The sequence below is a fragment of the Arthrobacter sp. BB-1 genome (assembly GCF_006151685.1).
In the GTDB taxonomy this organism is placed as follows: domain Bacteria; phylum Actinomycetota; class Actinomycetes; order Actinomycetales; family Micrococcaceae; genus Arthrobacter.
Window position 1 is genome coordinate 1 of record NZ_VDEV01000044.1, and the last position, 20,380, is coordinate 20,380.

18 protein-coding genes and 1 pseudogene are annotated in these 20,380 nt (G+C 58.4%); 5 read left to right on the plus strand and 14 right to left on the minus strand.

Features of this window, described 5'->3' with window-relative positions; translation table 11 throughout:
• Window positions 1-919, minus strand: a pseudogene (locus tag FHJ30_RS20640) (ParB/RepB/Spo0J family partition protein); the annotation flags it as partial.
• A 504-nt stretch (window positions 920-1,423) separates the two neighbouring features.
• Here FHJ30_RS20640 and FHJ30_RS20645 point away from each other — a divergent pair.
• A complete protein-coding gene (locus FHJ30_RS20645; protein ID WP_139031123.1) occupies window positions 1,424-1,636 on the plus strand; it encodes a hypothetical protein in 213 nt (70 codons plus the stop codon).
• A gap of 85 nt (window positions 1,637-1,721) precedes the next feature.
• Here FHJ30_RS20645 and FHJ30_RS21480 read toward each other — a convergent pair whose 3' ends face one another.
• The 9 genes from FHJ30_RS21480 to FHJ30_RS20690 form a co-directional block, all read right to left on the minus strand.
• A complete protein-coding gene (locus FHJ30_RS21480; protein ID WP_171059156.1) occupies window positions 1,722-1,871 on the minus strand; it encodes a hypothetical protein in 150 nt (49 codons plus the stop codon).
• Window positions 1,872-2,023: 152 nt separating this feature from the next.
• A complete protein-coding gene (locus FHJ30_RS20650) occupies window positions 2,024-2,707 on the minus strand; it encodes an SAVMC3_10250 family protein (protein ID WP_139031124.1) in 684 nt (227 codons plus the stop codon).
• Between the two features lie 3 nt (window positions 2,708-2,710).
• On the minus strand, window positions 2,711-3,907 hold the full coding sequence (locus FHJ30_RS20655; protein ID WP_139031125.1) for a hypothetical protein: 1,197 nt from the start codon (window positions 3,905-3,907) through the stop codon (window positions 2,711-2,713).
• 203 nt (window positions 3,908-4,110) lie between these two features.
• Window positions 4,111-5,094: a DUF4192 family protein gene (locus tag FHJ30_RS20660; RefSeq protein ID WP_139031126.1), complete on the minus strand. Its 984-nt coding sequence runs from the start codon at window positions 5,092-5,094 to the stop codon at window positions 4,111-4,113.
• Window positions 5,095-5,752: 658 nt separating this feature from the next.
• Window positions 5,753-6,028 carry a hypothetical protein gene (locus tag FHJ30_RS20665; RefSeq protein ID WP_139031127.1) on the minus strand — a complete coding sequence of 92 codons (276 nt, stop codon included), beginning with the start codon at window positions 6,026-6,028 and terminating at the stop codon, window positions 5,753-5,755.
• A gap of 80 nt (window positions 6,029-6,108) precedes the next feature.
• Window positions 6,109-6,537 carry a hypothetical protein gene (locus FHJ30_RS20670; protein ID WP_139031128.1) on the minus strand — a complete coding sequence of 143 codons (429 nt, stop codon included), beginning with the start codon at window positions 6,535-6,537 and terminating at the stop codon, window positions 6,109-6,111.
• Between the two features lie 1,200 nt (window positions 6,538-7,737).
• Window positions 7,738-10,494 (minus strand): class I SAM-dependent DNA methyltransferase, encoded by a 2,757-nt coding sequence (locus FHJ30_RS20680; RefSeq protein ID WP_171059157.1) that lies wholly within the window; start codon window positions 10,492-10,494, stop codon window positions 7,738-7,740.
• Window positions 10,495-10,689: 195 nt separating this feature from the next.
• Window positions 10,690-11,037, minus strand: coding sequence for a DUF2188 domain-containing protein (locus FHJ30_RS20685; RefSeq protein ID WP_139031131.1), 348 nt, complete (start codon window positions 11,035-11,037; stop codon window positions 10,690-10,692).
• A gap of 269 nt (window positions 11,038-11,306) precedes the next feature.
• Entirely contained in the window at window positions 11,307-11,804 is a 498-nt protein-coding gene (locus tag FHJ30_RS20690; protein WP_139031132.1) for a hypothetical protein, read from the minus strand.
• Window positions 11,805-12,038: 234 nt separating this feature from the next.
• Here FHJ30_RS20690 and FHJ30_RS20695 point away from each other — a divergent pair, with 234 nt between their 5' ends.
• Together FHJ30_RS20695 and FHJ30_RS20700 are read left to right on the plus strand one after the other, a co-directional pair.
• Window positions 12,039-12,986 carry a hypothetical protein gene (locus tag FHJ30_RS20695; protein ID WP_139031133.1) on the plus strand — a complete coding sequence of 316 codons (948 nt, stop codon included), beginning with the start codon at window positions 12,039-12,041 and terminating at the stop codon, window positions 12,984-12,986.
• Window positions 12,987-13,894: 908 nt separating this feature from the next.
• Window positions 13,895-14,278 (plus strand): hypothetical protein, encoded by a 384-nt coding sequence (locus FHJ30_RS20700; RefSeq protein WP_139031134.1) that lies wholly within the window; start codon window positions 13,895-13,897, stop codon window positions 14,276-14,278.
• A 159-nt stretch (window positions 14,279-14,437) separates the two neighbouring features.
• Here the strand turns inward: FHJ30_RS20700 and FHJ30_RS20705 are convergent, their stop codons facing one another.
• From FHJ30_RS20705 to FHJ30_RS20720, 4 genes are all read right to left on the minus strand, one after another.
• Window positions 14,438-15,121: a hypothetical protein gene (locus FHJ30_RS20705; protein WP_139031135.1), complete on the minus strand. Its 684-nt coding sequence runs from the start codon at window positions 15,119-15,121 to the stop codon at window positions 14,438-14,440.
• A gap of 15 nt (window positions 15,122-15,136) precedes the next feature.
• Window positions 15,137-15,505 (minus strand): hypothetical protein, encoded by a 369-nt coding sequence (locus tag FHJ30_RS20710; RefSeq protein ID WP_139031136.1) that lies wholly within the window; start codon window positions 15,503-15,505, stop codon window positions 15,137-15,139.
• Window positions 15,506-15,779: 274 nt separating this feature from the next.
• Window positions 15,780-16,571, minus strand: a complete 792-nt coding sequence (locus FHJ30_RS20715; RefSeq protein ID WP_171059158.1) for a TIGR04255 family protein — start codon at window positions 16,569-16,571, stop codon at window positions 15,780-15,782.
• A gap of 462 nt (window positions 16,572-17,033) precedes the next feature.
• Complete coding sequence (locus tag FHJ30_RS20720) at window positions 17,034-17,615, minus strand: recombinase family protein (protein ID WP_139031200.1); 582 nt, start codon at window positions 17,613-17,615, stop codon at window positions 17,034-17,036.
• Window positions 17,616-17,731: 116 nt separating this feature from the next.
• Here FHJ30_RS20720 and FHJ30_RS20725 point away from each other — a divergent pair, with 116 nt between their 5' ends.
• Together FHJ30_RS20725 and FHJ30_RS20730 are read left to right on the plus strand one after the other, a co-directional pair.
• Entirely contained in the window at window positions 17,732-18,151 is a 420-nt protein-coding gene (locus tag FHJ30_RS20725; RefSeq protein ID WP_139031138.1) for a hypothetical protein, read from the plus strand.
• Between the two features lie 451 nt (window positions 18,152-18,602).
• Entirely contained in the window at window positions 18,603-20,270 is a 1,668-nt protein-coding gene (locus FHJ30_RS20730; RefSeq protein ID WP_139031139.1) for a DUF262 domain-containing protein, read from the plus strand.
• Window positions 20,271-20,380: the final 110 nt, after the last annotated feature.

Sequence of the window (20,380 nt, forward strand, 5' to 3'; positions counted from 1 at the left end):
CACAATCAGGGTCTTCCGCTCGGCCTTCTGCTCCTCGGTCATCGGTCCTTTCGGAGCCGACGATGTACCGTAACCGCTGTAGTAGCGCAGAGTGAAGCCGAGATCTTTCCAGCCGCTAACTACGGCGACGGCGGAGTGCTCGCCCCGGTAGTCCGTCTCGATGTAGACGGCATTTCCGTCCTCGTCCGTGGCCGCTTCCCCGTCCGCCCTTTTCAACAACGTGACCCGAAGCGTTTCGCTGTCCTCCCCGTAGCCGCATTCCGGAACCACGATGGTTCCTGCCGCTTCCAGTTCTGCGGTCAGTGCGGCCAGCGCGGCCGTGCGGTCGCGTTTGTCCCGCAACTGCTGGGTGACATGCAGGAGCATGTCGGGTTCGTCCATGATGACCGATTCCAGCTCCTCGGTGGCGTCCTCGTCGCCTAAAGAATTCGGCCAGAATCAGGGCTTCTTCGATGGTGCATCCCCTGCCCAGGGCGGCGTCACCGGCGGTGGTGGACTTGGCCTTTAGGGCATCTTCGACGTTGATTTTGGTCCGCCCGGTCTTCTTCGCGATCGCGGCCGCCGAAACCCCGATCAGGGACAACTGGTGGTACGCCTCGGCCTCGTCCGCTTCGGTCAGTTCGGCGCGCTGGATGTTCTCCACCACCTGCGTCACGATGCGCTCGGCTTCCTCCGGGCTGTCGATGATCATCACCGGGATAGCCTCGCGTCCTGCTTCGACGGCGGCGCGGGTGCGGCGCTGGCCCATCAGCACATGCACGGTACCGTCGTCCTTGCGGTGGGCGATCACCGGTTCCATCACGCCGTGTTCCTTGATGCTGGCAATGAAATCCGGAGTCAGTGCGGCGTCCTTGCGGACGTTCACGTCAACGGTCAGGGTGGCCGGGTCGAGCATTTCAAGCGTGGGTGTTGCAGTCATGAATGTATGTCCTTCTTGTCCGAGAAGTGGGGTGGGTGGGGCGGCAATGGTGACCGGCCAGCTCCCCGTCTCCCCCGTTGTTTTTTGGCTGCTGGCAAGCTTGCTTGCTCGGCGGCCGACGGAGGCCTGTCTACCCGTCAGGGCAAGGGCAGAAAAATCTTGCGGGATCCGAGCGTGCGAGGATCCCTGGCTAAAGAATTTTCGGACCGCAGGCCCCGGTGGAGCCTGCGGAATCCGGGGCTAGACAGGCTGGAGCGGACGCCTAGAATCCGCAGGACAGCAACCAGAAAACGCTTGTAAACAACAGGTGATGCCGGGCAGGAGCTCTGCGACGGACCAGCGTCACCCAACAGCCGGCCGCGCCAGCGGATGCCCGATGAACTGGTTGAAGCGCAGCGCAAACCAGTGCGAGCCCTGCGAGCATGCCCTTCCCCTGGCCACCGATTCGCCCGGGCCGGCCACTCCCCTATCGCTTACGCTTCCTGCCCTGCTTAGGGTGGGGGCATGACTGATCCGGCGCCGCGTCCTAGCCGCCCTCACAGGGTGCTGCGGATCCTGGCTGCGGTGTTCATGGTTGCTGCAGTCGAATCGCTGGTGCTGGTGGCCGTGGACCTGGCCATCGGTCGGTCTGCTTCGGGCGATGTTTTCATCGCGTTCCTCAACAGTGTGGCGGCCGTGACGTTGTGGCGATGGAGATCTGAAAACGAGCTGACATGACGAAAGGCCGGCACGTAGGCCGGCCTTTCGCGGTTTTTCCTCGGACAAAGGAAATCTGTGGTGCAGCGTCCTTGCTGCCTGGGTGCTAAAAGTTGTGGTGTTCCCGGGCGTGGCCAACGTCGATGGGCCCGGTCTTGTCGCCGGCGGTGAGCAGCTGCAGCTCGAGGATGTCTTCGGCCAGGCTGGCGTCGGCAGCCGGCTGGTCGTCCTCGGTCAGGATGTATTCGTGTCCCACAGTGCGTGCCCTCCCGTTTGTAATGCTTGTGCCTACTGTAGTCCGGGACCCTGGATGGGGCGAACGACCTCTGGCTTGGTCGCCGGTCCGACCTTCACTTGAGCATTTTCCGCTAATAGGCCCGCTGGCACTAAGGCCTATTCGATAGGGCCCTAACCGGGGACATCAAGGGATACAAACAGCGGCGTTCCGATGAGATTTCGGGTTCCATCCTCCTCTACCGAAATGCGCGATACACGGCCAAGGAAACTTACGGGATGCGTGCCTGTCTGACTGAGCGCACTGTATAAATTCAATATCGGATATCCGTCCTCCAACCAACTGGCGGGACCAGGCGGCGAAAAATCTGATGTGGGCTCCGGATCAATGCTGCGAAGCAAGGTATAGATGGCACTAGGGTCCGACATTGAAGACCCGGCGTCCAGCTCAGGTAACGACCGGTCCAGCAGATAGGCTGCGGATCCGCACAAGAGCAACCTCTGGTACCGCTGTTTGCACACAAAAACAGCGGCATTTAGCGATTTTCCCCGAATACTGGGAACTCCGTAAACCACCTCCAACCCTTTCGCTTCGAACCAATGTCCTACTCGAATGCCAGGGTCCTCGTACCACTTCACACTGTAATTTGCCCGTAGGGCTGCCTCTACTTCCGATACAGCTGCCACCACGCCGTCGTGTGCTCTCTTGTCGAGCACGATGCCAGCACCAACGGGACCAACACTGAAATTCAGTTCAGCCAAACGGTTCAACCTACTGGCCGGCAATGCCCCGGCCAGGCGCTCTACCTTACGCTGAGATACGTACAGGTAGTCACGGAAAGACGCTTCTTTCACCATCGGTCATCCCGCCAGATTGCTGCGGAGCAGGTCGGCGATGTCCTTGTCCAAAATGTTCCGGAGGGCTCCATCCCGTCTTCTGATTTCATCTGAGCCTTCACGTTCCGCTTCAGGCAGCTCTTGCAGACTTTGGTTCAGGTGCAACACTTCCCGGGCCATTACGAAGTCGTTGTAGGCGGTGAGTATGCCAACCAAGTCTTCGCTGCCGTCATTGTTTTGGGAGTTGATAAATCGCTGATAGTTGGCTGCAGTTACTGCCGCGGCTGTCCAGTCCTTGAGCTTGCTTCTCTCCGCACCATCCAGGACGGCAAGGACGTATGGTTCGTCGCTGAGGACTTGCTCGTATTCACCGCGGTGGTTTTTCTCGGCATACCGAAGAATCCCTTTCCTCGTGTCGACCACGTACTGCTCGTCGCGATACCTGAACTCAGGGCCGATTATTGATCCACCAATGCCTTCCACTTTCGCTGGAGCTTCGTCCCCGAAAAAGAGCAAAAAGGACGATTGAGCGGCAGTAAAACCGCTCATGTGGATACGTAAGGTCTCGCTTGCGATCCAATCAGGCGTGGCGTCGAGCCACCGGTCAAAGAGGTTTGCCGCAAATTTCACCGCGTCGGCCGCAACCATAATTATGGCGGCTGCACCCTTCGCCTTTGGGATCGCTGCAAAAATGGGTAGGCTCGCGATTTGTCCAGCGGCGTCAGTTAGCTTCGACAGCTTGAGCTCATCCCTGCTGTCAAATGACATCCTGACTTCCACCTTAAGCCCATCATCAATCAGTCCTGGAGTGTAATAAATGACATCTGATCCGCTAATAGTGGGGCGGGCATCAAGGTCCTTTCCCGCTGGCCTTTTCTGAAAGAGATAATGCATAGCAAGCGGAGAATCTTCACGGCTGTCCACACTCCTGACGGACGATGTAACCAGAACAGAACCAATGTACTTAGGATCAATATCCCTTCCAAAGTGCTCTTCATGCCAAACAGGGCCACCCGGATACATGCTCACAATTTTTATGCCCAAAGGCCTGCCCAAACCTACTCGTTCCCAAGGAACTACCCCTGAGGCCTCGTCCTGCGGAATGCGCTCTGCGGGCATCCCCAGCGTTTCTGTTCGGTAGGGCTTTTCTTCGTCGCCAGGTATGGCGACCGCCTCAAAGTCCACATTCACCGACGGTTCATCGGGTTCCCTGCGGTTCATGATCTGCCTTTCTGGACGTCCTGTTCGACGTGCTCCCCCAGCCAGCTCACGCGCCAATCGTAAGAGCGTTTCGTTCCGCTAACAAGGCCACGGCCTTTAGAGCCAAAGAACCGGCAATTAGGCGAATGCGCGTAAGACCGCCCCGCCGCCGGAAGAGGCCGGGCCGGATTCCTCGAGGGTGATCCGGCCCGGCCTCCTGCGTTTTAGATCAGGCGACGGTTGTAGGAAATGTTTTCGTTGCGGGCGACGTCGGCGATGTGGCCGCGGTTGATCAGTTCCCGCAGCAGGACCGCGAGCCGGAAGCCGGATACGTCCTCGGCTGCGAGTTTCAGGTAGCGGTCTGCCTGGCTTCCGTGGCCTTTGAGCCATTCCAGCCAGCCCATCAGGGTCAGCATGGGTGCCCGCTGTCCTGCCGGTACGACCTTCATCAGCTCGAAGGCGATGGCTTCGGCGCGGTCAACGCGTGCCCAGTCGGGGCGGCCGGTGAATTTTCCGGTCAGGATGTCGCCGAAGCTGCCGTTGTGGGTGGTGATGGTGTCCCGGAACAGGTAGTCACGGAGGTGCCGGTGCTGGAATGCCGCCGCCAGTGCGCGGGCGGTTTCGGTGTCAGGCATTCCATCTGCGTCCAGGACAGCCTGCCACGTCAGGCAGGCCATTTCGAGGTCCTCGAAAGTTCCCTCGGGCGCTTCCACCGGAAGTGCCCACCTGCCCAGCAGCGCCGGGTCGTACACGTCAATGTCCGTCGCTGAGCCGAAGTAGGTCAGCGTCGCGTTGGCCTGGCTGTCCTTGATAGCGTCCAGCGGGTTCCTCTCCGCGGTGCCGTAGGTTCCCCAGTGGGCGCTGGTGACCAGCAGAACCTGCCGCACAGGCATCCGTGCTGTCGCCAACTCGATGCTCAACGCCGCGACGTGCTCCGCATAGGGGAACGGGCCGTCCCCGCCGGTTTCGTCGGTGTAGATGATGACGTAGCTGGCCGTGGCCTTCTCATCATTGGCGGCGTAGGTGGACATCATCTGCGCGTAGTCCAGCGGCGCGGCCGCGGCCGGGGCGTCCATCCGCAACGTCGCGCCCAAGGTGTTCCCGCGTGCGGTGAGGACCACGAAGGATTCCTTCGGCTGGTTGCCCAGCAGGTGCGGGACGATGGCGATCAGGTCAGCGGGACCGGTGATGGTCAGTTTTTCAGTCATGGTGGTGTTCCTTCTTGTCCGAGAAGTGGGGTGGGGTGGGGCGGCGTTGGTGACCGGCCAGCTTCCCTGCTCCCCCCCGTTGTTTTTTGGTTGCTGGCAAGCTTGCTTGCTCGGCGGCCGACGGAGGCCTGTCTACCCGTAAGGGCAAGGGCAGAAAAATCTTGCGGGATCCGAGCGTGCGAGGATCCCTGGCTAAAGAATTTTCGGCACGCAGGCCCCGGTGGAGCCTGCGGAACCGGGGCTAGACAGGCTGGAGCGGACGCCTAGAATCCGCAGGACAGCAACAAAAAACGCTTGTAAACAACCAGGTGATGACGGGCAGGAGCTCTGCGACGGACCGCCAGCACCCAACAGCCGGCCGCGCCAGCGGACGCCCGATCAACCGGTCGAAGCGCAGCGCAAACCAGTGCGAGCCCTGCGAGCATGCCTTTCTCCTGGCCACTGATCCGCGCGGGTCGGCCACTCCCCCAGGCTTGCCGCCGACACCAGGTGATCCGCCCGGGGCTGTTGGCGGGAACGGCGGTCCGCCGCCGGCGACCACCAGCCCGAGCCAGCCACCGGCGGCGGACCGCCCGCGCACGTTGGCGACGGTTAGGCAGCGATGACGGGGACTCACTTACTCCATTGAGTATTTGAAGTAAGTGAGTCCCCGCGGGGTTTAGTGCATTGTGGGCCTGTGTTCCGGGGCGAACAGGACGGCGACGAGTTCGTTGTGCCAGTCCAGCGTGGCGTACTGCCGGATCACGTCCAGCAGGCCAGGCTCTACGCGGGCATCGCTGGTCACTGCTTCGGCCATGCCGCGGATGTGCGCGGCGAGATCTTTCGCGGCGGCCGCGCTGTAGGTGACTGGGGATTTTTCAACGAGCTTGGCGAGGGTTTCGAGGAACACAACGGTCTGCGCGGTGTTTTCGGTGATGCGGCTGTTTTCGGTCATGGTGCTTTGTCCTTTGGTGAAGATGGGCGGGGCTGTGGCCTTGCCGGGCGGGGTTTCCGTCCTGCAAGGGGTTCCTGTCGTTAGGCGGCGTGGACGGCGTAGGGCATGCGGTACCTGCTGGGCAGTTCGGCGGCTGCTTCAGGCAGGTCGTCCGGGCCGTGAGCCTGTCCGTTCTTCCAGTGGAAGAACGCCTGTTCACTGATCGCGTCCCAGAACCTGGCCTTGGTCCGGTAATACGTGCAGGTCACGTCACCCTCGCAGTACGTGGCCATGCCGAACAGGTTGCCGATGGCGTCGGCGGTGCGGATCCCCGCGACCATGACGTAGGGCCACTGGCCCAGGTCCCAGCCATCGTGCCCCCAGCTGGGGATCACAGCCCAGCCGTGTTCGCCGATGAGTTCCATCCAGTCGTAGCCCCCGTTCATGTGGTAATCCCCGAGGACGGTCACGCCGTCGATGGTCTCGCCGGTGTCGGCGGTGGTCACGGTCTTGGTGGTGATTGCGTTCATTGGTGGTGTTCCTTCTTGTCCGAGAAGTGGGGGTGGGTGGGGCGGCAATTGGTGACCGGCCAGCTCCCCTGCTCCCCCCGTTGTTTTTTGGTTGCTGGCAAGCTTGCTTGCTCGGCGGCCGACGGAGGCCTGTCTACCCGTGAGGGCAAGGGCAGAAAAATCTTGCGGGATCCGAGCGTGCGAGGATCCCTGGCTAAAGAATTTTCGGACCGCAGGCCCCGGTGGAGCCTGCGGAACCGGGGCTAGACAGGCTGGAGCGGACGCCTAGAATCCGCAGGACAGCAACAAAAAACGCTTGTAAACAACCAGGTAATGACGGGCAGGAGCTCTGCGACGGACCGCCAGCACCCAACAGCCGGCCGCGCCAGCGGACGCCCGATCAACCGGTCGAAGCGCAGCGCAAACCACGCCTGGCAGGCGTAAAGCGAGAGTGTCCTCCGCCATCGGACATTCCTCCAGCCGGCCCGATGACGGCAGGACCCAAAACCTCCCACTCAGCCAGTCGATGTGTCATGCTCGAAGACGTAAGCAGCAGGATGTTTACCAACAGAGGGCCCGCATTCCTCGGAATGCATGCCCTCTGTCCTAGTCAAAAGGGATTCGCCCGTGTTGATACGGTGGAACGGCCCCACCAGGGCAGGCCGTTCCACCCATGCGCCCGGCCCTGGCGGGTCATTCATTCCATCAAGCAGGGGGTTTAGGCATGGGTCTGAGGAGCTTGTTCGGCAGACGCCAAAGAGGGTCAGGAGCGGCTGATGCTCCAATCATGGCGAGTGAGTCGCCGGCGGCCGACGAGCCATTCACCCCTGAACAGCTCGCGGAGCTGCAGGAGGCCTGGGCAGAATTTAACGAAGCGGCTAAAGGCTCCGGCGCCAGCAGCGTTCACGCCTGTACCCGTAACAGCAAGCCCTGGCAGGAAGACGCCGCGTCCGTGCGCAGTATGGCGGCTTTGCTGCGTCGCGTACGGGATGAGGAGACAACACCTGGCACCCAGCCAGCCGGGTAGTCGGCCGGTCCTGGTCGGGCGGCCAGCCTGCACCAGGTCTAGGTTTCCTGGTCCTTCCGGACCTTGGAGATGGCGCGGTAGGCGGTGATGGAAGCGTCCAGCGCTGCCAGCGAGCCCCGCCGTACCGGGAGTACGCTGAAGGACGGTGATTCATTGCCCCAGGTCGTTGAATCACCGGCCCCGCGGGAATCTACTTACGCCGCTGCTTTCTGGGCAGCAGCCAGGGTTTTATAGAGTTCAAACAGCAGTGTTAGACGCCGCTCATCCGTCTGTACCGACTTGCGGCCAAAGAACGCTCGGTCCACGGCTTTATCGAGTACGGCGTGTGCCCGTATTAGGTCCAGAGGCATTGCATCTGGGTCGTACATCTGCGCCAAAGAGAGTCTTGGGTGATTCTCACGGGCAGCCTGTACGGCTACGCCGGCCGCCACAATCTCTTTGCGCATCTCGGGCGTTACAGCTGGCAAGGGAAGGGTGTTCCATACTCCTAGCTTGGAGAACCGCAGATCACTCTTGATTCGGCCGCCAACCGTCTTTTGCCAGACGACATATGCCGTCGAAGAGATCACTGCGAACATGAAGCCATCCGGGTCATCGGCGACAAAGTTTGCGTCGCCGGAGATTGTCTCCGGTGCTAACCGCTTAGCCGTGAAGAACAAGCGCCGCTCCAGGACATGCCGGGGGATACAAAGGTAGTTGGTTTCAGGCTGGGCTATTTGGCGGAACAAGCGGGCCATCGTGGCGTATTCGCGTGTAGACGCCGCATCGCTTGCAAGGCGGAATGCTTTTACACGCTCAAGCCGCTCACGCAGCAGGGGTGAGTTTTTTAGGTCAGAGGGGTTAAGATCGACCATCCAGAGGCACCAGCGGGGAATATCGTGCAGCAGTTCCTTAGTGCCGACAAAGGGACGCACGTACTTGGCAGCGGCTGGATCACTTATAAAATCCTTGTATTCATCGGGGCCGATGAAAAATCCACCTCCATCAGTGGGCTTGCTGCCGTATCGAACCTCTCCCAATGCTGGACTCAAGGGCTTCGATTGCGGATAAACAACCACGGATGGCCCTTCAACCAAGTAGGGCGAGATGTTCGATACTTCTCTCACGATGGGTTCGCCCTTAATATTCGGGTAATCGAACAGCGTCTTGCGTCCAAGCACGCCACCTTGTGAGAACGCCACGATTACGACGTGGACAGAGGCTTTGCCACTGGCCTCGGATGTCCAGGCAAAAGTGCGGTGAGCAAAATCAATCTCAAATCCGTGGTCCAAGATCGGCCCCCAGAGTGGAGCTACCTGCTCGCCTTGGCAAATGGACGACGTGGAAACGAAGCCAACTCGTCCCTTGTGCGAGCCCATATAGTTAGCGGCTTTGATGTACCAGCCACTGACGTAATCGAGGCTGCCGTGATAGTGCTTTTTCCCCCACACCGCCTTCAATTCAGCGGTTTGTTGATCAGTTCTTAGGCTGATTCCTATAAAAGGGGGGTTGCCGACCACAACAACGCTGTCCCCGGCGGGCAGTACGAGATTCCAATCGAAACCAAGGGCGTTGTCCCTGACGATCTTTGCGGATGTGGTCAGAGGCAAGCGATCAGGAGCGGACCCAACTGTCTCCATCATGTGGCGGTTGGCTTGGTGGTCAGCAATGAACAGGGCGACCTCTGCGATCCTGGCCGGCCATTCTTCCAGCTCAATCCCGTGCATCTGCGCGAGGTTTACTTTCAGCCCCATGTCTTCCCCGAGCAAGACCGTCTGACCACCGCCCGCTCGAAGCTGCTGCAGCTGCTCGATTATCCTCAGTTCCAGGGCTCTCAATTCCCTGTAAGTGACCACTAGGAAGTTCCCGCATCCACACGCTGGATCGAGGAACTTGTAAGACGAAATCTTGTCCCATAGGGCGTTTAGACTCTTTACGCTGAATTGTGCAGCCTGGAACTCCGAGTGGAGCTGGTCAAGGAAGAGCGGCCCGATGGCGCGGAGTATGTCTCGTTCTGTGGTGTAGTGCTCTCCCAGAGCTCGACGTGCTTCCTTTGACTTCACGGACTGGAACATCGACCCGAACACGGCCGGGGAAATCAACCCCCACTCAAAATCGCAGGCCGACAAGAGCGCATCGCGCATATTGCGGTCAAAGTGAGCCGTGGGAATGACTTCTGTGAAGATCGACCCGTTCACGTAGGGCAGCCGCAGGAGCATTTCATCTGTACGGGAAGAACGATCGATCTGAGCGGTGTCGAGGGTTTGGAAAATGTGTTGAACCCAGGCGCCAAGATCCGAGCCGTCTGCGGCAGTTTTGTCCGCGATGATCTGACGAAACAATCCACGTTCGAGCAGGCCGGTGTCTTCCCCGAACAACAAGAAGAGAATGCGGGTGAGAAACACAGAGACGTGGTGGTCTGAGAGCTTGTCATCCGTCAGTGCGTCATACAGCTGTGCCATTTTGGTGACTGCTTTGGCGTTAGCAGCTTGCTCGGAAACGGCAACGGACGGCTCCCGCGTGTAGCCGGCCATCCAGGTAAAAAGACCGATGCGGTTAGGCAGGGATTTCAGGTCAAACTCATGTGTGACCTTGGGCGTTACTGATACGTCGTGGACGACAAACTTGTTGAAGTCGCAGAGGACGATCAGCCTTGGCAGGTCTTTGTCGTCTAACGAGTCCAAGTAGTCATAGGCCTGGTCAGCCGCTTTTCGCAGGTCTGCGCCGCGTGATTTCTGTTCTACTAGGAGCTCGCCCGGCCAAAAGACGTCGATGCGCCCTGACCTGCCGGTAGTGAAGCGGCTCGCGTGATGTTCAAAAACCACAAAGCGGCGGGCGTCTATGCCAAACGCAGCAAAGAACTCTGCCCAAAACATCTGAGTGTCAGCATTTTCTCGGCCAGCATCGCTCCACCGCCTCGAAAAACGCCCCGCGTTGGCTCTAATTTCTGCAAGAGAAAGCTTTGACGCCACACCACACCCCATTTTGAGAACCACAACAAGTCGAGCCAAATCTATCTCAGCGGTTAGCACCTAGCCGCCGCGGCATCGTTCAGCACACGGAGTGTCCGTACGCTCCCCCAATCGGCGGGCTTTCGTTAAGTGTCCGAGGGAATTGCAATCGGGTGGATCAAGACGGTAGCCAGCCTTCCGCCAATCAAGCAGCAGTCAGTGTTTCTTGTCTTTCGTTTTAGACTCATTGCCCGGTTTCACGGTGTCGGAGTCACGGATTCTCCCATCCCGACCGTGAATCCTTACTTCCCCGCCTCCTGCGTTTTTCACCTGTTGCTTTGCCAGAACCTCCGCTTTCTTCTGTGTTGGAGCCGCCGCTGTGTGACCCGCCTTCTTCGGCTCGTTTACCTTCCAATCGCCGGCCTTCTTGTCCGGAACGACATGACGCAGGTTGTTTGTAGGTTTGGCACTCGGCTTCGCAGCCAGCTTGGCCGCTGGTTTAGCTGCCCCGGCCTTTGAACCGGATTGCCTGGGACCTGACGTGCCTGACGATTTGCTTGGCATCTGAGACCTCCTAGTAGGTGCAACAAACACTACTGTTGCTGGTCAGAACGGGCCACCATGACCAGGTGAGGGGAAAGAATCTCTGCAAAAGTTCTGGACACCACAGCAGCGACAGCCGATGACGCCGGGACTACCGTAGGCGACTAGCCTCGTAAGGGCGGCGTCCCAGTTTCCTTGGAGCTGGGACGCCTTGCTGCGGGCGTTCATTGCGGATCCGCATGTCCGCTTCCGGAGGTCTGTTCAGGGCAGGTCTAAAGGCTCTTCCTTCGCTACTGAGAACGCTCAAGGAATGCCTTCACACGCTCCACATACTGTTGAGCGTGTAGCTTGTACTGCTGTTCGTACTGAGGGAAGTACCCTGCCGCTTCGGCCGGCAACGTGAAGTACGAGCCATGCTCCAAGACCGTTGTTCCGTTCTCGCCGTCGCGTAAAAAGTCACGCCCGCGAGCTGCCGTGTCGGTGTCACCGATACTCCGTGTAATAGCCAGTTCCTGCGGAACTTCATGCACGACTTCTATAGCCGACACGGTTTCCACCCCATCGCGCACTGAGATGAAAACTTGGATCTCGCCTTCGCCTTGTCGGCCAGGAGCCCGGAAGGCGCGCACAACATCGGGATCGACGAGAACACTGTTCTCCGCCGGCTTGATGAAATCCCCCACCTGCTGCCTCGAAGCCTTAATGGCCGTGGACGCGCCTACATAATGCACCGGAGGCGCAACTGACGGTAGTGGTGCGGACTGCTGGCGGTCTAACCATGGGCTCATGGAGTGAGTGTTTCACTGGCTGCCCGGACCGGCAATTCGCCACGCACAACTCCCAGAGCGACCGCATCGGTGAGGCTGACAAAGCCGATCGCGGGTCCTCGGCACATTCCAGGAGGCAGCAGGTGCCTTGCAGCCGTTGGAATACGAGGCGTCTCATGACAGGCATCCGCACCCTTGAGAAAACGCTCTACAAGGGTTCCACCGGGAGAAGCTGCGGAGGAATAATGAGCGGTTATGGATCCTGATGCAGAAACCATTCCTACTCCAGCCCCAGGACAGGAATGGGCATATCGCTTACGCGATGAATCACCATCACAAAGGGTCCAAGTCCTGGCGTTGAACCAACAGGCGCGCAAGTTCCGAGTTGAGATTCGTCATCTTGATGGCGACGTCTCAGGAAAGGAAGAGAACGTCCCTCGTGGCAGGCTCAAGGTGCCATGGGACGAGGTAGCCCAGTATGACGCCAGCATGGACGACTGGAAGCGTCTACGGGACGAGTCCATCGACCAGAACGAGTCCTCGGCCATGTGGACAGCAGTTGAACTGCTTATACCCTCGGCAGTCGCCGAGCTATTCCTCACCCCCGTTGACGATGCATTGGTGATCCACGATCAATCGGCGTTGGAATCCCTGACAGGCCAACCATTGGCTGCCCTCCCAACGAATCATTCATGGATCACTTACAACGGCAAGCCATGCCTTTCACCACTTGCATCCCTCACTATCTCGAAGTGGGCCTGTTGCCAGAACCCAACTCCAGTTCTTGAGCTGATACAGACCGAAGAGGCCGAGGCCCGCGAGAAATCCAAAAGAGGCGGCACCGCTGAGGACTGGGAAACCAGGAAACCCATAGAAACTTCACCCCAGTACGAATACGAACGCTACCTACGCCTGAAGAAACCCATACACGAGATTCTTCGCCAGTGGTGCGGGTATCGTTCCGTCACCGCTCACGAACGGCTTATGGCAGCAGAGGCAGAGGTCAATCGTCTGGACGTCCTCCTCGCTTGGTCAGTGGACTACATCCGCCGGTCTAACGAAAGCACCGCTGCCGCCATTGAGAGCGAGCACGAGAAGGACCGCATCACCCCGTACAACATTCGCCCCGTTCCCCAACGTCCACTTGAGCCCCATGAACTCCCCGTCATTGAAGTCCCCAGCCGCCGACGTTGGCCCCGCTAAATCCGCTCTCCTGAAGTGATACAGGTGAAGACGAGCGTCCTCCCAACTTGTGTTCCACATCCTTAGAACTCGGACACTCCTGATGGGACACTCCCCCGTGGCGTAGTTGTCATTTTCAGAAGTCGTCTGCACTGGTGCCCTGCTGATGGCTGCGGCGTCGCTCTGGGACGGGGCACGGGAGCGCCTCGATGCTATTGGGGGATGCATCGAGGCGCTTGCAAGAGCGTATTAGGAGGACTTTTTCAAGTCAAACTGCTTGCGGCGGCATCCGAGTATCCGCACCACCGAGCCGAAGCACCGCCACGGATTCGCGGCCTTTTCATTACGCTAATGGGCGATTTTTGTGTTCGGTAACCGATCTCGTTATGGCGCAACTGGCTGTCGGACGGTCCCGGCTCGCCGGACCGGGCACTGGAAGACCGCTACTTGCCAAACTTCTTCAATGCCGTGTCCAGGTCCCTGAGAGCCTTAGATGCCTTTCGGGCGCCACCGCCTTCGTCCTGCAACTTCACCAGGTGCCCCCGCATGCATCCCACCGTGCGCTGCTTAGCAACGTCATCGAGCGTGAAGCGGACCCTACTCCCGCAGTCAGGGCACTCGATTTCAATCTTGTCGGTCATTGCGTGCTCACCCTTCATTAGGAACTACCGACCATGATGCTCCCGACCCCCGACAGTTTTGGATCTGACACGGCCGGTAGCCCATCGTGCCCACTGGACAGACTCGCTGGGAGATCCCTAAGTCGCCGATGCCGAGGAAAATCGGCGGAACGCCGTGAACAAGCAGGGGAGGGGCCGCCGCCCGGGCCTGCGCCGACTAGACATCGAGGCCTCACATTTTGCGGAGCCCCAGCAAAAGAACGGCTTGAGAAATCGGGGTGTCAAACCTCAGTGCCATACTCAGGTCCTATGAAGACATTGCTTGTAGTGATGAATATTCTGGCCTTTGTTATCTCGTTCGGGGCGATTCTGTGGGCTTGGTTCATTGTCCACAAGGACATGCGTGAGAACTCCGCATTATTTGCTCGGCTGAAGGAGATCGAGCAGCGGTACGCCAATGAGCCCCCTTCGATCTTCGGCGGGGGGTCGCGCACTGAGGAGATGCGAGCAGAGCAGCGGGCGGCGGGGAAGACAATGTTCACATACAGCGATATGGACAACATGCCTGAGCTGGTCAAGCATCTTATCTACAGCCACGCTGTTAGCGGCCTTGGTTTGCAGGTCTGGCTTGTTGGGGCGGGTCTGGCATTAGGTACAGCAGCGAACATTCTGTCGCTATTCGTGCCGGGGTAACGAGGCAAATGGAGGGCATGGCCCGTGAGACGATCCTTCACCGTGCGCTCAAATACCGTACGAACGTAAGCCGCGTGCCCGCCGGCATCATTGTTGTCTTGCCAGCGGGCTCATCCGTCAGGCGCGTTCTCCTAAGAGCAACAATGTCGCAGACGAACCTCAGCCTCTGAGTCCCCGAAGGTGGACGCTCATGGCCCGTCTTATCGCTGCCCGGGTCTGGGGGTCTCTTAGCTGTTGCTGTCTCGTCAGCGCCGTTTCAGGGTTTACATCTCTTATCCACTCATGGAACTCTGCTTCAGCATTGGCCCCACGTTCGGCGCACCACTCCGCCGCTAGATCAGCTTCTTCGAACTCGCCGGTTGTTTGTGCGTTGTAAGTCATTGTTGGGACGACAACGCGGCTGTTGTGGTGGACCCACCGTTGAAGTAGCAGATTTACCCCCAGCTGGGAGAGTACGGCCGCCCGTTTGTTAATATCCAAGTCTGCCCGTTTAGCTAGCAGTAGTTCAGTGAAACTCGCGGCAAACGGCCTCTTGTCCGCAAAAAGATTGGGTAAAGGCATTTGGCGCACCGGGGCCTTCGCCCAGTCGCTGCGGAAGCCCTGAACCTGGGAAATGCGCGCACAGAGAATGGGATCGACCAGATCAACCCCTCCAACTCTAAGGGCACATGGATGCTGCAGCACGATGAAGGCGTCTGTCTCCACAGCCTCGTCCCCTCCGTGGCTCCAATGGGGAGCAAACACGTCCCCAGTGAATACGGGACGGTTAACATCAACGTCATCGCCTTGAGCGTAGTAGAGGGCGTTGATGCTGCTGGGGGTTTCAAGCTGGGGAGAACTCACCTGCTGATTATCTCCTCAACTCAAATGTCGTGGGCGGATGGACAGCTCGCCATCTTCCGCCACAAATGTCTCAAAGTTTTCATCTACGTGCGTTTGTCGCCAATCCGCGTCGAACTTATCTAGGACAACAGTTGCATCAACCTCGTGGTGACTGGCCCAATCCAGAAGCAATTCAACGCTGCCGGCGACATACAGATCAATCGGAGTAACGGCTACACCGTCCACGATGGGCATCTCGAACCAGGAAGCGGGGTCCGATATGAGGTACTCGTCAGTAACCATTTGAAGGACAGCCAGCAGTTGAGTGAGCCGGGCCCGGTTATCCCCCGTAATACGCTCGCCGCGGCGCCATTTTTGGATCGCGGGAACGCTGACTCCGATCATGCGAGCAATGTCTCGCCATGCGAATCCCAGTTCCGACAGATGTGCCAGGAGATCCGCCGGCGATTTCCGGCCCCAATCATTCCGTGATAGAGAAAGTGCATAGTCCCGGGTTCTATGGTGGAGACTCGTAGAGGTTGAATGGAGATCCCCCGCTTGGGAGCGAATCACGGCGGCATCGCCATTCAGTTCGCGAACGCTCTTGCTCGTGCTGGATGTTTCATCGATGGATGGGAGAAATGATTTTCCGCCTGTCGATGACAACGCCGGACCAACGCTAGCCGTCATTGCGAAGCACCTCGTTTCTTAGTTTTTCTGAGATCAATGATTCAAAAACGTCCTTGATGGGGCTGTGCAGCCTGTCGCACACCTGCAAAATTTCTTCCACATCAAATTCGGGGATCACGCCGGTCGGAGGAGTCCACGCACCGTCGATGTCTATGAGGAAGAAGGGTCCCTCGAACACTCCGGGACGTACGAGGTTGGGGGTACTACCTACAGCTTGGCCTACTAACGGACCATAACGTAGCGTCAGAGAGTCGCCCGGCGTCCCAGACTGGAATACGGTGATTCCCTGCTGCTGCACTATTGAAAGTCCCGGAAGAGACGCAGGAACTCCTGGCCCGAGGAGCTTGGGTGATACCCAGTCTTCCCAGGAAATGCTGGCATCTTCGGGTGCGCGTATCTCGTCGACGTATCGAAGGCCTACCCTCTCGATGGCATCCAAAGGATCCACGCCATGCCGAGCCTTTGCTGCAGTCTCCAGCAGAGAGCGAAAGCTCTCATAACTCTTGTACTTTGTCGTTTCGACAACCACCGCATCCGGACGAAACGTGACAGCCGTCTGCTGATCCCGGGAGACAAATTTAGGAACAGATGCGACTTCCTGAGTTCCAGTTTGTATATTCAAGGTCATTGAGTCTTCCCGGCGCTGGATCGGCGTAACGGAAGATAGCGCTTTTTTGATAGCGCTCAGGGCTGGCACTGTCAGGGGCTCGGAGGCTGGATGCCTCAACTCCACTAAGGCGAGAGCCAGCGGCGAATGTGGGTAAACCTCATTGGAAGACACTTCCTCACCATACTGGAATGGAAACTGAAAATACAACCACTTTGGAGTATGGAGTAGATCGGTTGGAGAGCGGCCATTGGCTGGCTATGATCGCCCGTAAGCCGGCCGATCAACGGGCGCAAGAATTTCGGACACTTGTCCACGCCACGGCGGGAGTCGAGAGGCACGAATGCCCCGCACGATTCATTGCGCGATGAAGGTCTCCCAACTGCAGCTAGGGCAAATGACTGGCGGTGTCCCACTTCCTTAGAACTGGGACACCTTGGCGGGACACTCTCCCGCGGATCCGGATCTGTCGTTTTCACAAGTCGCCTGCACAAGCACCCGCGGAATTCCGGGGTTGTGCAGATGAGTATGGATATTGAAATGTCAGAAGTGCCCTGCACGAGACCGCATTCTGCTCAACAGTCCTCTGCGCCAACAGTCATGTTTTCCGAAGCTGCCTGCACTGAGCCGCCGGGGCTACTTCTCTGGCGCTTGGGTCCCTCCTGTTGCCGGGACCCATCGGTAGAGGGTGGGCACGGAGACTCCTAGGGTGTCGGCGACCTCCCGAGGTGGTGTTCCCTGCTTGAGGAGTTTGCGGGCTGAGCGGATCTTGGCATCCGTCATGACGCGTTTGCGGCCGCCGACCCGCCCTTGTTGGCGTGCAGCCTGCAGGCCGGCCTGCGTTCGTTCGACCATGAGCTCCCGTTCCATCTGGGCCAGGGACGCCATGACGTTGAAAAAGAAGCGTCCGGAGGCCGTTGTGGTGTCGATGGCGTCAGTGAGGCTGACGAATCCCACACCGCGGTCGCTCAGTCCGCCGGCGAATTCCAGGAGGTCTTTCACGCTCCGGCCCAGGCGGTCCAGCTTCCACACCACGAGAGTGTCACCGTGGCGCAGGTTGTCCAGAGCCTGGTCGAGACCGGGACGTTGGGATTTTGTGCCGCTGATGGTGTCTTTGTAGATCTTGTCGCATCCGGCCCTATTCAGGGCTTCGACCTGCAGGTCCAGGTTCTGGTCCCGGGTGGAGACCCGGGCGTAGCCGATGCGGTGTGCGGCCACCACGGCCCACTGATTGGGATCTGCTTGCCGGTGCCGGGGGTCAATGACGGACCAGCGGCGGGCGCTCCACCTAGGAACAGAGGCAGCCTCCAAGGGCGAAACTCTAACCGGTCTTCGTGCACAACGAAACACGCAACATCTTTGACCGTGATTTTGGTCAGGACGGCAGCAAGAATGGAGTTGCGGCTTGGAATTGGGGGCCCGGATCAGGAGGGGTCATGAATGTACCTGAGATTCACGAACTCGACGAAGAAGCGCTGGACGCGGTCCAGTGGGGAGAGGCCGTGCCATACGTTGGTGGAAGTCGTGACACTTCGAATTGGATTCTGGTCCTGCTCGATGGCAGCGGGAAGGTACTGGCAGAGCAAGAGTTTAGCTTTGCCGGCGACTTCCTCAATCAAGGCCTGAATGTGGTAGCGGCTATTCTCGACCCGGTGAAGCTGGGGTATAAAGGTGGCTCTTGGGTAGAAACCGCGCAGGGATACAAGGCGCCGGTAAGACAAATAAGCTTTGGTGGTGATCAAGCCCATGGCTAATTACTTTCGTGGACCAAGTACTCCCCAAATGAGATTGACCATGCTGCTGGTCGGTACCTCTGCGTTGCTCGCCGGTATTTACAGCGGAAACCACGAAGTGGAATCGAGTGCCACAGCCGATTGGGGTGGCCAGGTGCACGCTTCATGCGGATCAGCATTTGACCCATACCCCAGCAGGCAATTTTTCCCGGAACTGGCAGCCGCCTGTAATGCTGCCATCAGCCCATGGCTTCCCTTGGCGATTGCTCTACTGTCTATAGCCGCCGTCGTCCTCGTTCGCTTCCTCTACATGCTTATCGGACCGAAAACATCCACGCGATAGCATGCTAGGCCCAGTTCCGGCCTCGAAGACAATGACGGCTTCTCGCGGCGTTTCGGTTAACGACTATGGGGAAACTTTTCACGTTTGAGGTTCGATAAGGACGTTTCCCCCGGCCATTACTCTTAGACCATGGCCCAGACGAATCCCCCCACTGCTCGCGACCCAAAACCAACGCCGGAGCGGATTCTCCAGCTTGCAAATCGTGTCCTCACTGGCGACATCGTGCTTCCCGAGTTTCAGAGGCCATTCGTCTGGAAACGCCAACAGATTCTCGACCTGATGGATTCCATCTACAAGAACTACCCCATAGGTAGTCTTCTCGTGTGGGAGTCCAAGCAGGATTTGGCGAGCAAGAGGGCTATCGCAGATCTTGATATCGCTGAACGCAGCGAAAATTACCCAGTCAACTATCTGCTTGACGGGCAACAACGCCTCTCCGCGATATGCGGCGTGATTCATTGGACGCCTGGGGACCCCAAGAGTGTCTGGAACGTCTACTTCGACCTCAAGACAAACCGCTTTCACCATTCAGACCACGCTGACGAGCTCCCTGTACATCAGATACCACTTCGGCGGATGGCAAATGCTCCCGACTTCTACCGGCGTCTAACACCTATTGATGATGAAGGGATGAGGGCGCGAGCGGACCTGCTGTTTACTCGCTTCCTTGAGTACCAGGTTCCCTTGGTAACGCTTGGTGACATGTCGATCGAAGACGTTGCACCTGTTTTCGAACGAATCAATTCCACGGGCACTCGTCTGACGATCTACGACTTGATGCGCGCCGCTACCTGGAGTCCTGAATTCGACCTAGGGAATACGGTCGATGGCATCAAATCTGCTCTGGAGGCCAAAAAATACCACACCTTGGACAGCAAGACTTTTTTGCGAACACTGGGGGCAGCGGCTGGCGGAGACTTTTCGGCACAAAGCATAGATGCCCTGCGAGATCTGAGCCGAGAGAAACTAACTGCTTCAGCTGACAGCATGAAGGCTGCAGCGCTACGAGCAGCAGACTTTCTGGCCACCGAAATACGTGCACCCAGAGCGGAGTCGCTTCCCTACGCAAATCAGTTCGCGGTCCTCTGCGAGGTGTTTCGATGGATCCCTACTCCTTCGCACGCGCAGCTCGTAGAGATCAAGAGATGGTTTTGGCGCACGACTCTTTCTGGCTACTTCGGAGGCTGGGACAGCGGCCAAATGACTCAAGACACGAAAAAGATCCGGGCATTTGCTGCAGGATCCTCAGCATCTCTTGGAGACGGCGGCGTAGTTCCAACTGCTTCACTCTGGAAGCTAAAGCCGTTCCGCTCCAACAGTGCTGTGTCCAAAATGCTTGGGTTGATGCTGGCGGCGGGGTCTCCACTCGATCTGGTCAATGGCCAGAGAATTGACGTCGACAAGTCACTTGCATGGTCGAATGACAAGGAATACCACCACTTCTTTCCTCAGGCGTATCTTGCCCGACAAGGCGTGACGGGAACCCAAGCCAATGTCGTGGGAAACATCGTCTTGCTCACATCGATGAACAACATTCGCATCAAAGACCTTGCACCAAGCGAGTACCTCCGAGCAATTATCGCAGTTTCGGGCCGCGATGCTCTCGTCCAGAGGTTGGAGTCAAACCTGGTGCCAGCAGAGGCTCTCGACTACGCGCTGGAGGATGATTACGAAGGCTTCCTGAAAGTGCGGAGCGAGTTCCTTCACAACCATGTGCTATCCCTGACCGGGGCTGCGAGTGCTCAAGAGGAAGACGCCGAGCTTGTCGACGATGTCGACGAAGACACCACTGATTAGCTGCTAAAACGCCAATGACCGGTGTGCAGGGTGATGTTGCAGCTGGCCTTTAAGCGCAACGATGGCCAGTTAGTGCAGACGACTTCTGAAAATGACAGGATCGTCTAGAT